This window comes from Hymenobacter negativus (assembly GCF_016056375.1).
GTDB classification, from domain to species: domain Bacteria; phylum Bacteroidota; class Bacteroidia; order Cytophagales; family Hymenobacteraceae; genus Hymenobacter; species Hymenobacter negativus_A.
In genome coordinates this window covers 188,467-203,148 of the sequence record NZ_JAEDAE010000008.1, presented here as the reverse complement: position 1 = coordinate 203,148, position 14,682 = coordinate 188,467, and the positions used below count along the sequence as shown (strand labels likewise).

Genomic DNA, 14,682 nt, shown 5'->3' with positions numbered 1-14,682 from the left:
TCAGCCCTGCGCTACTGCCCCAGCCGCTTTTTCGTGAGCCGCGTCGGAATGTGCTCCATCGGCTTGTCGGGCCAGGGATGCTTGGGGTAGCGGCCCTTTAAGTCCTTGCGGACTTCGAAATAGCCCTTCTCCCAGAAGCTGCGCAAATCGCGCGTTACCTGCGCCGGGCGGCCGCCCGGCGAGAGCAGGTGCAGTAGCAGCGGCACGCGGCCGGCGGCCACGGTGGGCGTTTCCGTCAAGCCAAATAATTCCTGCAGCTTCACGGCCAGCACGGGGGCGGCAGGGTCGCTGTAGTCCAAGGTGATGTGCGAGCCGCTGGGCACTTCCAGCGCGGCCGGAGCAAGGCGGTCCAACTCCTGGCGCTGGTTCCAGCCGCCGGGCAGGCGGGCCAGCAGCGGTTCATACAGGTCGAGGCGCTGCACCTGGTCGAGGGTTTTGAGACCGTCGAGGTGCGGCCCGAGCCAGTCGGCCAGCTCCAGTGCCAGCGTGGCATCGTCAAAAGCCGGCCAGGGTTCCGCAGCATCAGAACCTGGGAAGTGCTGCCGCAGAAACTCCAGCCGCTGCTGCAGCTGGCGGGCGGCGGGCGTCCAATTCAGCTTGCTCACGCCGGCTTCCTGCAAATAATTCAGCAGGGCCCGTGCCACCAGTACCGCATCGGGCTGGCCAATAATTTTTTCTTCGAGCAGCAAGGCCCCCAGGCGGCGCACCCGGCGGCCGGTCACGCGTTGGGTGGTGGCATCGTAGCGCACCTCGTCGGTGGTCGTAATTTGGTCGGCGAAGGCTAATTCCAGCTCATCCTGCCCGAGCGGAGCGGCCAGCGTAGCACGCGGGGCCGAGGCTGTGCCTGCCAGGTGCGCCACAGCGAAAAAGGTGGCTTGTGGGTCTACATCGATGGTGTTCAGGCTCACCCGCTGGCCGGTCACAAGGCGCAGGCGGTCGTGGGTTTCGCGCTGGGCCAACCGGTCGGGGTAGGCCAGCGCGGTGAGCAGGCCCACAGGCGGGTGAGCGGATTGGTGGGTTGGTGGCTTGGCGGTTTTGCCCAGGCGGCCGGTGAGGTTGCGGGCCACGTCGCGCACGCGTTGCAGGGTGGCGTGGTGCAGGGCCAGGCCGGGCAAGGGCGGGCGGCCGCTGGCCAGGGCTTCGAGGCGCAGGCGCAGGTCGGGCGGGGCGGGGCGGGTGTCGGAGGGGGCGGCCCAGCGCAACAGGTCGCGCTCGGCCAGCAGCGCGGCCAAGGAGGCGGCAGCAGAGCCGTGGCCCAACTCTTGCCCGCGCACCACGAGGTGGCCCAGGCGTGGCGGCAGGCCCAGCACGGCTAGCTGCCGGCCGTGGGGGGTGGGTTTTATTAGGGTAGAAGGGTGGGAGGGTAGGAGGGCAGGAGTTATTTGTGATGGTTCTGCTTTCGAAGCCTCATACCCTCCTACTCCCTTACCCTCCTGCCCTGATAAAGCTCCCAGTCGCAGCAGCAGCTCAGTGGCTTGCGCAAACGCCGCCGTTGGCGGCACGTCCAGCCAGCGCAGGCTGGTGGGCTCGGCCGCGCCCCAGAGGGCCAGCTCCAGGGCGAGGCTGCTGAGGTCGGCGGTGTGGATTTCGGGCGGGCGGTGGGCCGGCAGGTTGTGATGCTCGGCTTCGGTCCAGAGGCGGTAGCAGGTGCCGGGGGCAAGGCGGCCGGCGCGGCCCCGGCGCTGGTCGGCGGCGGCGCGGGCCACGGGCACGGTTTCGAGGGTGGTGAAGCCGGTGCGCGGCACAAAGCGCGGCACCCGCGCAAAGCCGCCGTCAATTACTACCCGTACGCCCTCGATGGTGAGGCTGGTTTCGGCAATGCTGGTGGCCAGGATGACCTTGCGCCGGCCGCCGCTTACCGGACGCAGGGCCGCGTCCTGCGCTTCGAGCGGCAATTCGCCGTGCAGCAAGTGCAGGACGACGTGGTCGGGCAAGGCATCCTGAAGCTTGCGGGCACTGCGTTGCAAGTCGCCCACGCCGGGCAGGAAAACCAGGATGTCGCCTTGCGGGTGGGCGTTCAAAGCTGCTCGTACTTGTGCGGGCACCAGCTCGGCCAGCCGCTCGGCGGGCTTGTTGGGCAAGGCGGAAGCTCGGCGCGGGTCGAGGTAATGCGTTTCAATCGGAAACAGAAACCCGGCCGACGACACCACCGGCGCGGGCAGCCACTGGCCCAGCCGCCGGGCCTCCAGCGTGGCGCTCATTAGCAGGATGCGCAGCTCGGGCCGCAGCACGGCTTGGGCATCCAGCGCCAGCGCCAAACCTAAATCGGCGTTCAAGCTCCGCTCATGAAATTCATCAAATACCACCGCCGCCACACCTTCCAGCGCCGGGTCGTCCTGAATCATGCGCGTGAGAATGCCTTCGGTGATGACTTCCACGCGGGTTTCCTGGCTCACATTGCTATCGAGCCGCACGCGGTAGCCGATGGTGCGGCCCACGGGCTCGCCCAGCAGCTGGGCCAGGCGGGCGGCGGCGCCACGCACGGCCAGCTGGCGCGGCTCCAGCACCAGGATTTTATCGTCGGGATTGCGCCACTCGGCGGCCAGCAGCTCCAGCGGCACCACAGTGGTTTTGCCCGCGCCGGGCGGCGCTTCCAGCACCACGCGGGAGTGGGCGGCCAGCGCAGCCCGCAGTTTGGGCAGCGCCGCGATGATGGGCAGGTCGGGGAGGGGCGGCAGGACGAAGGCGTTGGGCATCGTCCCAAAATTACGGCCTGTTGTGCGAGGCCTTGGGTGCTAACAGCCGCAAGCCTGCCGTTTGCTGAAGCAGTGCCCTTGCGGCCTACTGCTCCGCTCCGGCGCGGCCCCCAAACCAGCGCGCGGCTGCCTGCTGCCAGTCGTTGCCATCCAGGGCCTCATCGGCGGCTGAAGCCCAGGCAACAATACCGTCGGGGCGTACCAAAACGGCGCGTAAGCCTAGCTGGTCTTTTGCCCGGCCCGAAACATACTTCAGCTGTTTGCTATAGGCGCCGGCCAATGCCTTGAGAGATGCCGTTCTATCGAAATCAAGCAGGACTCCTTGGCCGTCGTGCAGGAGCTCGCCCATTGTCGTTCCGTCTTCGAGCTCAACGTTGGGCGCGCTACGGCCTGCCAGCGGGTGGCCGGCTCCGAAGTCGTACTGCGTGGCAATGCCCCACACCCGGCCGGCGAAGTAGGTGGCCCCGTCGCGCGTATTCAGCAGGTCGCGCACGATGGCCTGCAGGGCGCGGGCCTGCGGGGTGGGGTTCATGAGAGCCACCTGGGCGCGCGACCAATCCAGCACCTGCGCCCCAATGGGGTGCCGTTCGGCGCAGTAACTGTCCAACAGGCCGGCAGGGGCCTGCCCCCGAATGGTGGCGGCGAGCTTCCAGCCCAGGTTCATGGCATCGCCCAGCCCCAGGTTCAGGCCCTGGCCGCCAAGGGGCGAATGAATGTGCGCAGCATCGCCGGCCAGCAGCACCCGGCCGTGGCGGTAGGCGGTGGCTTGCCGGGCCCGGTCGGTCCAGGTGGTGGCGGTGTGCAGGGCGCTGACGGTCACATCGGTGCCCGAGATGCGGCGCAGCACTTCCTGCACGTGTTCGGGCGTGATGGGCTGGCCGGCATCGTGAAACGCGCCGCCGTCGAAGTCCTGCATCATCAGGTAGCCGGGCTGCGATTGCAGGTACATGCCGCTGGGCGTCAGGTTGCGGCCGGGCCGGAGTTTCTCAGGGTCGGCGAGGTCCGCTTTCACGGTGTAACCGGTGAATTCCGGCTCCGTGCCGGCAAAATCAAACCCGCCCAGCTTGCGCACCGCACTGCGGCTGCCATCGCACCCCACCAGCCAGTGGCCGGTAAAGGAATGGTCGCCGGCTTGAACAGTCACCGCATCTGCGGTTTGCTGAAAGCCCGTCAGGGCCAGGCCGCGTCTGATGACCACGCCCAGGGTTTCGGCGCGGCGGGCCAGCACCGTTTCCAGCTCCTGCATTTCGGAAATCAGGCTGGTTGGCGTCGAGCCGGGCAGGCGATTTTTCCACTGCGTGAAGTCGATATCGCCTTCGTGAAAAGGAATGCCGGCGAAGTGCCCTACCTGCCGGCGAGCCCCTTCCCCGGCGTGCTGGTGGGGGCTCTTCAGGCGCTTGTGCAGTTCCAGCTCCGGCAGCAGCCCCCGGCGGTCAAGCGCTTCAATGGTGGGGGCCGAGAGCCCGCGTATTCCAAACGGTAGCTGCTTGAGGGGCGAGTGCGGGTTTTCGGCTCTTTCCAGGAGCAACACGGAGCAGCCGGCCAGGGCCAGCTCGCAGGCCAGCAGCAGCCCGACCGGCCCGGCCCCGGAAATGATAACATCGTAAACCAATTGATTTTGGGCGGATTCCATGCGGTTGAGGGCGGCTTTCGGGGTGAATAATTTGCCGCACAAAATTCCGGAAGGCCCCGGCGTTAGGCTTGTACAAACGCGACAAAATCGTGGCTGATGGCCTGCTGCCCGTGCCGGGCTTGGCGGGCGAAGGCGGCGGGCGTCGTGCCGCTGTAGCGCTTGAATTCCCGGCTGAGGTGGGCCTGGTCGGCGTAGCCCAGCTCCTGCGCCAGGCCGGCCAGGCTGGCCGCCGGGTGCCGCCACAATTGGTTGCGCACCTGCTCGAAGCGCATCAGGCCGGCCACGTCCTTCACCGTGTGGCCCACCGCCTGCTTGAACTTCCGCTCCAGGGTGCGGACCGTGGCGTGGGCTGCGGCCGCTACCTGGCTTACCGGCAGGGTGCCGTTGGCTTCGCGCATTGCCGCGCCCGCTTTTAGCAGCAGCGGGTCGTCGGTGCCCGGCAATCCGGCCTGTAGGAAATACCCGGTTAGCTGCGCCAGTGCCTCGGCCAGCCGGCCCGCCTGCATCAGTTCAGCCAGCGGGGCTTGCAGCTGGGCGATGGGGTGTTCCACGAGGCGCCCGCCGGCCTTGTTGGGCGGCAGGCCCAGCACATCGAACACCGTCCAGGGAAAGCACCGAACACCGATAATTTCGAGCGGGCCTGCTGTGCGCAAAAGCGCCGGCTGGTTGAGCAGCCCCATCAGAAACGGGGAAGCCAGAGGCTGCCAGCCGGCCGGGGTCGCAATGCTCAAGGCACTGCCGAATTGAAAAATAATTTCCGCGTAGCCATCCGGTTGTACCTCGAACGTCGATGGAAGGTCGCCGAAATCCCGGCGGTTGTGCCAGAAGCACTTGATGGTATTTCGAAGTTCTTCGGGAGGCGCAAATTCCTGGTGCTGCATGCTGAAAGATAGCCGGAAACTGCCCGGCGGGCAAGGTGTGCCCGGGCGCAGTGGCGGTTGCAATGGCTGCCATTAGCCAAATAGCAGCACCGGCTTTGGGGCTGCTTCAGGAAGCCTGCGCCACTGCCGAAGCGGCCGTCGCCGTAAGTTTGGCCCAACGCCATATTGCTCGTCATGTCTAATCATCCCGCCGCCTCTCTGCCCGCTGATGCGGCCGCCCTCGCCCACCTGCCCGCCATGCGGCAGTTTTTGGCCGAAATCGGCATCCCAACCCAGGAAGTTGAGCTGAGCGTCGAGACCTTCCTGCCCGGCATCCTCATCGAAAACGGCGGCCTGTTGATTGACCCGGCCAAGCTGCTTTACCCCGGCGACATCCTCCACGAGGCCGGCCACCTGGCCGTGACGCCCGCCGCCGAGCGCGCCCAGCTGGCAGGCAATGTGATGGCCGGCAAACCCGACCAAAACGGCATCGATGGCGAGGAAATCGTGGCCATGCTCTGGTCTTATGCTGCCAGCGAGGTCATCGGAATGCCACCCGAAATCGTGTTTCACCCCGACGGCTACCGCAACGCCAGCAACTGGATTTTGAACAATTTTCGCCAGGGCATCTATCCCGGCCTGCCCTTGCTGGTCTGGATGGGACTAACGACGACGGAAGGCTTCCCAAAAATGACCCGTTGGCTGCGGGAGTAGCCGTGCTACACCTGCTGCATGGGCCACAGCTCCACGCTCACGGGGCCACCGGCGTGCACCACAGGCTTGCCGGCCGGCGTGGGCAGGCCATGCCCCTCAATCAGGTTCGACTCCAGGTGCAGCACCTGGGCGGTGCTGAGCGGCCACGGCGTGTGCGCCACCCGGCCCCGGTAGAGCTTGGTGCGGGCCTTGTTGCTGGTGTAGAGGGCGTACCGCTCGGTGAGAAAGAACGCCAGTGAGCCCGGCTCCGCGGGCGGCAGCGGCGCGCCGATTTTCCAGGTGGCGCGGAAGCTGGCGGCCGGCGCTCCACCGTGGGTGCGCGTGGCCGTAAACTGCCGCAAATCGGCGCTGGGCCGTTCCATGCGCATATCGGCCCGCAGGTAGGGCAGCCGGAAAAACGTGCGTGCCACCCACACGGCCAGCGCGCTGGTGGCATCGAGCGAGAAAAACCACACGCCCGGCACGCCGTCCAGATGCACGTAAGTCCGCACATTCAGCTCCAGGAAGGCGTTGGTGCCCGGAACCTCGGGCGTGAGGCGGGTCCGCACCTTGCTCATCTGAAACGGCACCACGGCCAGCCACGCCATGCCTTCGTGCAGGTCAATTTTGAGGCGGGGCGGCAGGTGCGGCTGCAGTAGTTCGGCCGGCACGGCCCAGTGCAGAAAAAGCAGCTCGCTCCACTGCTGGCGCAGCAGGGGCAGGCCTTCGGGCCGCTCGCGCAGGGCCAACCGGTCCGAAAGGGTAGGGGCGTTGGGGGCAGGGAGGGGACTGGTGGGCAGCGGGAAGGCGGGCATGAAGAGCGGCAGCGGTTAGCAGGGATAACAACGAACCCCGGCAAGTGGCGGCCGCGGCTGGCCCTAATACGTGGGAAACGCCGGGTCGACTCGCTCGGCCCAGGCGGCCACGCCGCCGCGCAGGTTGATGACGTTGGTGCGGCCCAGGCGCTGGCGCAGGTAGCCCAGGGCGTGGGCCGAGCGCACCCCGTGGTGGCAAATAACCACCACCGGACCCTCGGTGCGGACTTCGGCGGCGCGGCGCGGCAGCTCGTCCAGGGGCAGCAGCAGGCTGCCGGGCAGGTGGCAATATTCGAATTCCATTTCCTCGCGCACGTCGATGAGCTGAATGTCGTCGCCGGCTTGCAGGCGGCGGTGCAGGTCTTCGGGGCTGATTTCTAGGGCGGAGCTGGACATGGAGCGGGGATTGAAGCCGTAAAAATAGGCCCGTCGCGTTCTACCTTGCGGCTTCATACCAGGCCGTGCCCGCGTGTTTGCTCCTTTATTGCTCAATATTCCGACTTCGTTTGTGCAGTACTGGCACGCCACCACTGCGCTGGAACTGGTGGCCGTGGCCACGGGGTTTGCCTGCGTGTGGCTGGCCGCGCGCGAGTCCATCTGGAACTTCCCGGTGGCCATCATCAGCTGCCTGCTCTACGTTTTTGTCTACTACCGGGCGCGGCTCTATTCCGACTGCTACCTCCAGGTTCTGTTCATCGCCCTCAGCATTTACGGTTGGTACGAGTGGCTGTACGGCGGCCGCAACGCCACGGAGCTGGGCGTGACGCACGCCACCCGCCGCGAGTGGCTGGCGGGCCTGGCCTTCGCCGTGGCCTTCACCCTGGGCTTCGGCTACTACCTGCACTATAACACCGATGCCTCGCTGCCACACCTCGACAGCTTCACCACCGCCGGCAGCATCGTGGCCCAGTATCTGCTCACCCGCAAGCGCCTCGAAAACTGGCTCATCTGGATATTGGTCGACCTGATTTACGTGCCCGTGCTTTGGTACAAAGACCTTTACCCTACCAGCCTGCTCTATGCGCTCTACCTGGGGCTGGCCGCCTACGGCTATTGGCAGTGGCGGCGCGAATTAGTGCACCCCACTGCCGTACCATCCACACCGGCTGCCGTATGAGCGGTTTCGGCCCGCTGATAAATTGATTAATTGCGCCGGGGGACACCCGCGTCATCCCACCCAGATGATGACTCCCGACGCTTGCCTGCCCGCTGTTTCCTCTTTCACCGCGTCCGTTGCCCCACCCACCCAATACGTTGCTGCGCGTTTCTCTCACCGGCCCCGAGTCCACGGGCAAATCGACGCTGGCCGCCCAGCTGGCGGCGCACTACGGCACCTCCTTTGCCCCCGAGTTTGCCCGCGAATACCTGGCCCTGTCCGGCCCGCACTATACCCCCGAGGACCTGGAGGAAATAGCCCGCGGCCAGCTCGCCGCCGAAGCCGAAGCCGCAACCCGCGCCCGCAACGGCCTGTTTTTCTGCGACAGCGACCTGCTGGTGATAAAAATCTGGTCCGAGCATTCTTTCGGCTCCTGCCCCGAGTGGATTCTGCGCACCATCGACCAGCAGCAGTACGACTTGGCCCTGCTAATGGGCGTGGACCTGCCCTGGGAGCCCGACCCGTTGCGCGAGCACCCGCACCTGCGCCAACATTTCTACGACCTCTACCGCCGCGAGCTGAGCGAGCGCATGTCCAACTTTGCCGAAATTTCCGGCTCCGGCGAGCGCCGCTTTGCCCAGGCCCGCTTTCTGGTAGATGAGCTGCTGCGCACGGCCGCCCAATATTCTGCCGCTGATTCTGCTCCTATTTTAGAAGAACCCCGCATGGCCTACCGTCCCGCCCACTACACCCTCAGCACGCCCGCCTGCCAGGCCACGTTTGCCGCCCACGGAGCCGAGCTCACCAGCCTGCGCACCACCGTCAACGCCCTCGAATACATTTGGCCCGCCGACCCCGCCGTGTGGGCCCGGCACGCGCCCGTGCTGTTCCCGCTGGTGGGCCGCCTGCCCGATGACGCCTACTCCTACGAAGGCCGCCACTACAAGCTGCCGCAGCACGGCTTCGCCCGCGACCAGGAGTTTGCCGTGGTGCGCCACACGGCCACCGAGCTGGTGTTCCGCCTGCACCACGACGAAACCACCCGCGTCGTATTCCCCTTCGCCTTCGAGCTCACCATCACCTACACCCTGCGCGACACCGAGCTCACCGTGCGCTGGGACGTGCGCAACCCGGCCACCGATGCACCGCTGCTTTTCAGCATTGGGGCGCACCCGGCCGTGCGCTGCCCGCTGCTGCCGGATGAAAAATTCGAGGATTACTACTTCGAATTCGACCACCCCGTGACCCTGGAGCGCCACCTGCTGCAGGGCGGCCTGCTCACGGGCCAAACTGCTCCCGTGCTCACCGAAGAACGGGAGTTGCCCCTGAGCTACAACCTGTTTGCCGATGACGCGCTGGTGTTCAAGCACTACGATTTCAGCGGCCTCACGCTGCGCTCGCATAAGTCGGCCCACTTCGTGCGCTTCCAGTTCGATGGCTTTCCCTACCTCGGCCTCTGGACCAAAGGTCCGGGCGCCAATTTTGTGTGCGTCGAGCCCTGGCACGGCATTGCCAGCGCCGCCGGCAAGCCCGGCGAGCTAAGCCAGAAAGAAGGCATCCTGACCCTGGAGCCCGGCCAGACGTTCACCGCCGCCTACACCATCACCGTCGGCTGATTTCAGTGCCGTTAGCCAATGCACGACTCTTTTGATATCTGCCTCATCCGGCCGGAGGACACGTATGCCTTGCGCCACCAGGTGCTGTGGCCCGATAAGCCCCTGGCCTACGTCAAAATTGAAGATGACAGCACGGGCCACCACTTCGGCGCTTTTCGACAAGAGGAGTTGGTGGCGGTAATCTCCCTGTTCGTGGAGAATGAGACGGCCCGTTTTCGCAAGTTTGCCACCCGGCCCGACTGCCAGGGGCAGGGTATCGGCAGCGCGCTGCTCCGGCATGTTTTTGGCGAGGCCCTGCGGTTGGGCGCTGCCCGCATCTGGTGCGATGCCCGGCAGAACAGCGCCGGTTTCTACGCCCGGTTCGGACTGCGGCCCGAGGGCGAAACGTTTTACAAAGGCCCCGTGGCCTATGTGCGCATGGCCGTGGCGCTATGAGCAAGCCATAAACAAAGCGGAGTAAAAGGCTAAATCCGCGTTCGACGGGGCTTTAGCCTTTTAACTCCGCTGTTCTGAAATCGCATCCTAAATCTCTACCCTACGGCGGTTGTAGTCTGGTTCCCAGTCATTGATGGGGCGCGAGATGCCGGGGGGCAGGTCGAGGTCGGGCAGACCGGGGTCGTGGGGCTCGCCGCCATCGTCGTCGCCGTCGCTGGGCGGGGGCGGGGGCACTACGCGGCGGCGGCGCGGCAGCACCAGCACAAACAGGAAGAAGGCGCAAAAGGCGACGGCGTAGACTAAGCTGAACATGGCGAAAGCGGCTAAAGCGGTGCGGAGTCTATAACGTAGGCCCCCGGCCCGGCGTTCTGCCGGCCGACGTCCCTAAATTAACTGACAGTCAGCAAACCGCCGCCTGCGCCCGTCCTGAAAAATAAAAAAGATGCGCCCCAAAGCGGCAGGTTATATCTTTGCGCCATGTTTAGGGGTGCTGATGTTGTGCACGACATCGGCTGAGATGATACCCATCGAACCTGAACCGGGTAATGCCGGCGAAGGGAATAAACAATCCACGGACGATTCCGCGGCCGCTCCGACCCCTGGGGCGACGGCGCGTTCCACTTTTTACCCAACTCTTTTTTGAAAACTGTACTCCTTGCGGGGGTGGCGCTGTGCGCGCTGGCCGCCGCGCCGGCGTGGGCGCAAGTCCCCGCGTCCGGCACCGTGCCCACTGATACGGCCATTGCCCGTCGCATCCTCACGCCCGGGGCCATTGTGACGGCCACCCGCGCCACCGACAAAACCGGCACTACCTACCAGAACGTGAGCCGCGACCAGCTGCAGGCCCGCAACTTCGGCCAGGACATTCCCTACCTGCTCGACCAGACGCCGAGCGTGGTCACGACCTCCGACGCGGGCACTGGCGTAGGTTACACCGGCATCCGCATTCGGGGCACCGACGGCACCCGCATCAACGTGACGCTGAACGGCGTGCCGGTGAACGAAGCCGAAAGCCACGGCGTGTTTTTCGTCGATTTGCCGGATTTGGCCTCATCCACCCAGAGCATTCAGGTGCAGCGCGGGGCCGGGCCCAGCACTAACGGCGCGGGTGCCTTCGGGGCCAGCCTGAATGTGGAAACCTTGGGCCTGCGCTCCAAAGCTTACGCCGAGGTGAACAACTCGGCGGGCTCGTTTGGCACCTGGAAATCGACCATTATGGCTGGCACCGGGCTGATAAACGGTCACTTCACAGTGGATGCCCGCGCTTCGCGGGTGCAGAGTGAGGGGTATATTGACCGGGGCTGGAGCCGGCTGAAAAGCCTGTACCTGGCCGGTACGTATTCCGACGAAAAGACCCTGCTGCGCGCCCTCGTCCTCACCGGCTACGAAACCACTTACCAAAGCTGGTACGGCTTGGCCGATTCGCTGCTGCACAAAAACCGCCGCTACAACGAAGCCGGCACCGACGCCGGCCAGCACCAGCCGGGCTATAAAAACCAGACCGACAATTACCAGCAGGACTACTACCAGTTCCTGATTTCGCGCCAGCTTACCAGCACCCTCAACCTGAGCGTAACGCCGTTCTGGACGCGGGGCGGCGGCTATTACGAGGAATACAAAGCCAACCAGGGCTTCGCCAAGTACGGCATCGGCGGGCCTGCTTTCCAGCCCAATGCCAGTGGCAGCCTCGATACGCTCACGAGTACCGACGTTATTCGCCGGCGCTGGCTCAAGACCGATTTATACGGCGCTACCTACGCCCTGCAATTGCGCCCCACCACCGGCCGCCTGACCGAGGCCACGTTGGGCGGCGCATTCGTGGGCTACCGGGGGCAGCATTTTGATGAGCTGACCTGGGCCCAGCGCGGCCTCAACATCCCCGAAACCGGCACCCGCTACTACGACGAGCCCAACGCCCACAAGACGGATTTCAACGTCTATGCCCGCGCCAACGTGAGCCTGACCGACGCGCTGGGCATCTTCGGCGACTTGCAGTACCGCACCGTGCGCTACGAGCTGTTTGCGCCCGATGGCCGCCCCGACGGTGCCAAGAGCCAGCAAGCCATCAACTTTCGCTTTCTGAATCCGAAAGCCGGCCTCACCTATCAACTCACGGGTAGCACGCAGCTTTACGCCTCGTTTGCCGTGGCGCAGCGCGAGCCCACCCGCACCGACTACACCGACACGCCCGCCGAGCGCCGCCCCACCGCCGAAACGCTGTTCAACTACGAAGCCGGCCTGCGCCGCACCGCCGGCAAGGTGCAGGCCAGCCTGAACGGCTACTACATGCGCTACCGCAACCAACTCGTGCTGTCGGGCCACCTCGATGATGTGGGCAACCCCATTCATACCAACGTGGCCGACTCGTACCGCGCCGGGGTGGAGGGCCAGCTTGCCTGGCAGCCGGTGTCTAAGTTCACGCTCACGGCCACGGCCACGGCCAGCCGCAATAAAATCAACAACTACACCGATTACCTGGCCGACTACGACCAGGGTGGCGAGAAGGCCACGTATTTCAAGCAAACCAACATTGCCTTCTCGCCCGACCTCACCGCCGCGTACACCGCCGAGGTGGAGCCCGTGGCCGGCCTGAAACTGGCCGCGCTGGCCCGCTACGCCGGCCGCCAGTACCTCGACAACACCAGCACCGCGAGCCGCAGCATCGCGCCCTACTACGTGCAGGATGTGCGCCTGCGCTACCTCTGGCACCCGGCGGCCTTCGCTGGCCTGCGCGAAGTAGAAATGGCCCTGCTGGTCAACAACGTTTTCGCCACCGAGTACGTGAATAACGGCTACACCTACGGCTACGTGTACGGCGGCCAGACACAGTATTTCAACTACGTTTATCCACAAGCCAAGACCAATTTCCTGGCTTCGCTGAATCTGCGTTTCTAGACCACGGATTCATTCGGATTTTTCGGATTTCGTGGACGATTTATCAACGTAGTATTCCAACAAAAAAGGCCGCTCAATGAGTGGCCTTTTTTGTTGATTCTGTGCAGATTTACTATAAGCTCTATATTGCTGTCCACAAAATCCGTGAAATCCGAATGAATCCGTGGTTCAGATGATGAGCCGCACGCCGCCCAGTTCCGAAATCTGGTAGGGGAACCGGTCGCCGGGCGAGCCGATGAACATGAAGTTTTTGGGGATGTTCCAGCGCTTCGACAACTCCTCAATCAGCGTCGGGCCGAAGTGGCCTTCCATCGTCACGAAGTCGACTTCAATCTGTTCGTAGGCACGGTCCAGCACTTTGATGTCGTTTAGCAGCTCCTCGGGGTATTTCTCGCCGGGCTGGAGCAGGGTGACGATTTTGAGGCGGTTGGTAAATTCGTTTTCGACCACGTAAGTCATCACCTTGTTGAGGTTGGCCACGTTGTCGCCTTTCGTAAAAAACACGAATTCCTGCCGGGCCAGCTCGCGCAGGTGCCGCTGAATTTTGAGACGGGCCAGGCGCGCCACCCGCGGCAGGTGTTGCACCAGCCACTCGGCCGCCAGCAGCAGCAGCCGCAGAATGGCAATGCGGTTGAGCATGATGGAAACTATTGCCAGGGCCGGCAGGAAGTATTCGAGGAACACAATCAGGTACTCGGGGTGAATCTTGACATTGCCGAACAGAGCCAGCAGCACACCGGCCAGAGCCAGCGTCACTGTGACGATGCCCGCCACCACCGGGCGCGGCAGGTTGGGCCGCTTGCCCTTCAGCAGGAAATTGCCGAGGGCGAAGAAGGCCATCACCGACAAAAACGAAATGGTGTACACGCCCGCCAGCGGCCCCAATTGCCCGTTGGTGATGAGCAGCACCGAAATGCAGAGCAGGAAAAAGGCCAGCAGGATGAAGTAGTTGCTGCCCCGGCCGTTTTCCTTCAGAAAAAATTGCGGGAGGATGCGGTCCAGGGTCATGCGCTTCATCAGGCCGCTCACGCCCACGAAGGACGTGAGCACGGCCCCGCTCAGCACGGCCACGGCATTCACCGAAATCAGCGTGCCCAGCCACGGCCCGCCCGTGACGGTGCCCAGGTACGAGAGCAGCGTTTCGGTGTGCTGGCCCACGGACGCCAGCGGCAGCACCGCTACCGCCAGAAACGCAATGAGCGGGTTGAACACCGTGACCACCACCCACATGTTGCGCAGCGTTTTCTGGAACACGCCCCGGGCTTGTTCTTCCACGAAGTTGGCCGAGCTCTCGAACCCCGAAATGCCCAGCATGGCCGCACTAAACCCGAAAAACAGCGCATTCAGAATGCTGCCGCCCTTCACCGGCACCTGGAAGTTGAGCACCAGGGTGTGCAGGTCGTGGGTGGCCAGGTACCACCCCGCCACCCCCACCAGCAGCGTGAGAGAAGTAAGGTGCGTAATGAAAATGATGACCGCCACGATGGCCGACTCGGACATGCCCAAAATGGTGAGCAGCAAAAACAGCCCCAGCAGCCCCATGGTAGCTCCGATAATGGGCAGCCCATGCCACAGCGTGTGCAGGTACTGCATGGCCTCGTTGGCCGATAGCACGGCCGTGGCCATGTACGACAGGATGGTGAGACATGCCGCCAGCGCGGCGTTGCGCTTGCTAGTGGTATTCAGCAGCACGTTGTAGGCCCCGCCGTTCAGGGGCAGGGCCCCCACCACTTCGCCATAGATTTTGCGAAACAGAAACAACACGATGCCCACTATCAGCAGCGCCAGCCAGGCATATTGCCCGGCGTAGGAAATGGCCAGCGCCGACACATACAGGCACGACGATGATATGTCGTTGCCGCAAATAGCGGTAGCTTCCAGCTCGTTGAGCTTTTCGGGATGATGGGTGGGCATTGGGTTGGGCATGGCGCGGCGAGCAGAAA

General features: G+C 64.4%; 12 protein-coding genes and 1 riboswitch. Of the genes, 5 read left to right on the top strand and 7 right to left on the bottom strand.

Features of this window, described 5'->3' with window-relative positions; translation table 11 throughout:
* Positions 1 to 11 precede the first annotated feature (11 nt).
* From hrpB to I7X13_RS16685, 3 genes are all read right to left on the bottom strand, one after another.
* Positions 12 to 2,696, bottom strand: coding sequence for an ATP-dependent helicase HrpB (gene hrpB, locus I7X13_RS16695; RefSeq protein WP_198076342.1), 2,685 nt, complete (start codon positions 2,694 to 2,696; stop codon positions 12 to 14).
* An 85-nt stretch (positions 2,697 to 2,781) separates the two neighbouring features.
* Positions 2,782 to 4,329 (bottom strand): FAD-dependent monooxygenase, encoded by a 1,548-nt coding sequence (locus I7X13_RS16690; protein ID WP_198076341.1) that lies wholly within the window; start codon positions 4,327 to 4,329, stop codon positions 2,782 to 2,784.
* A gap of 62 nt (positions 4,330 to 4,391) precedes the next feature.
* Complete coding sequence (locus tag I7X13_RS16685; protein ID WP_198076340.1) at positions 4,392 to 5,210, bottom strand: helix-turn-helix domain-containing protein; 819 nt, start codon at positions 5,208 to 5,210, stop codon at positions 4,392 to 4,394.
* A 174-nt stretch (positions 5,211 to 5,384) separates the two neighbouring features.
* Here I7X13_RS16685 and I7X13_RS16680 point away from each other — a divergent pair, with 174 nt between their 5' ends.
* Complete coding sequence (locus tag I7X13_RS16680; protein ID WP_233454822.1) at positions 5,385 to 5,903, top strand: hypothetical protein; 519 nt, start codon at positions 5,385 to 5,387, stop codon at positions 5,901 to 5,903.
* Positions 5,904 to 5,908: 5 nt separating this feature from the next.
* Here I7X13_RS16680 and I7X13_RS16675 read toward each other — a convergent pair whose 3' ends face one another.
* Both I7X13_RS16675 and I7X13_RS16670 read right to left on the bottom strand, forming a co-directional pair.
* Complete coding sequence (locus tag I7X13_RS16675) at positions 5,909 to 6,697, bottom strand: YqjF family protein (protein WP_198076339.1); 789 nt, start codon at positions 6,695 to 6,697, stop codon at positions 5,909 to 5,911.
* A 63-nt stretch (positions 6,698 to 6,760) separates the two neighbouring features.
* A complete protein-coding gene (locus tag I7X13_RS16670; protein WP_198076338.1) occupies positions 6,761 to 7,093 on the bottom strand; it encodes a rhodanese-like domain-containing protein in 333 nt (110 codons plus the stop codon).
* Positions 7,094 to 7,166: 73 nt separating this feature from the next.
* Here I7X13_RS16670 and pnuC point away from each other — a divergent pair, with 73 nt between their 5' ends.
* The 3 genes from pnuC (at position 7,167) to I7X13_RS16655 (ending at position 9,844) form a co-directional block, all read left to right on the top strand.
* Positions 7,167 to 7,814 carry a nicotinamide riboside transporter PnuC gene (gene pnuC, locus I7X13_RS16665; protein WP_198076337.1) on the top strand — a complete coding sequence of 216 codons (648 nt, stop codon included), beginning with the start codon at positions 7,167 to 7,169 and terminating at the stop codon, positions 7,812 to 7,814.
* 116 nt (positions 7,815 to 7,930) lie between these two features.
* Positions 7,931 to 9,409, top strand: a complete 1,479-nt coding sequence (locus I7X13_RS16660) for an aldose epimerase family protein (protein WP_198076336.1) — start codon at positions 7,931 to 7,933, stop codon at positions 9,407 to 9,409.
* Positions 9,410 to 9,427: 18 nt separating this feature from the next.
* Complete coding sequence (locus I7X13_RS16655) at positions 9,428 to 9,844, top strand: GNAT family N-acetyltransferase (protein WP_198076335.1); 417 nt, start codon at positions 9,428 to 9,430, stop codon at positions 9,842 to 9,844.
* An 87-nt stretch (positions 9,845 to 9,931) separates the two neighbouring features.
* Here the strand turns inward: I7X13_RS16655 and I7X13_RS16650 are convergent, their stop codons facing one another.
* Positions 9,932 to 10,156 (bottom strand): hypothetical protein, encoded by a 225-nt coding sequence (locus tag I7X13_RS16650; protein WP_198069903.1) that lies wholly within the window; start codon positions 10,154 to 10,156, stop codon positions 9,932 to 9,934.
* 161 nt (positions 10,157 to 10,317) lie between these two features.
* A riboswitch (TPP riboswitch) is annotated at positions 10,318 to 10,421 on the top strand.
* A gap of 62 nt (positions 10,422 to 10,483) precedes the next feature.
* Between I7X13_RS16650 and I7X13_RS16645 the strand changes: the two genes are divergently transcribed.
* Positions 10,484 to 12,739, top strand: coding sequence for a TonB-dependent receptor (locus I7X13_RS16645; protein WP_198076334.1), 2,256 nt, complete (start codon positions 10,484 to 10,486; stop codon positions 12,737 to 12,739).
* A gap of 168 nt (positions 12,740 to 12,907) precedes the next feature.
* Here the strand turns inward: I7X13_RS16645 and I7X13_RS16640 are convergent, their stop codons facing one another.
* Positions 12,908 to 14,665 carry an APC family permease gene (locus I7X13_RS16640; protein WP_233454821.1) on the bottom strand — a complete coding sequence of 586 codons (1,758 nt, stop codon included), beginning with the start codon at positions 14,663 to 14,665 and terminating at the stop codon, positions 12,908 to 12,910.
* Between the last annotated feature and the right edge of the window lie 17 nt (positions 14,666 to 14,682).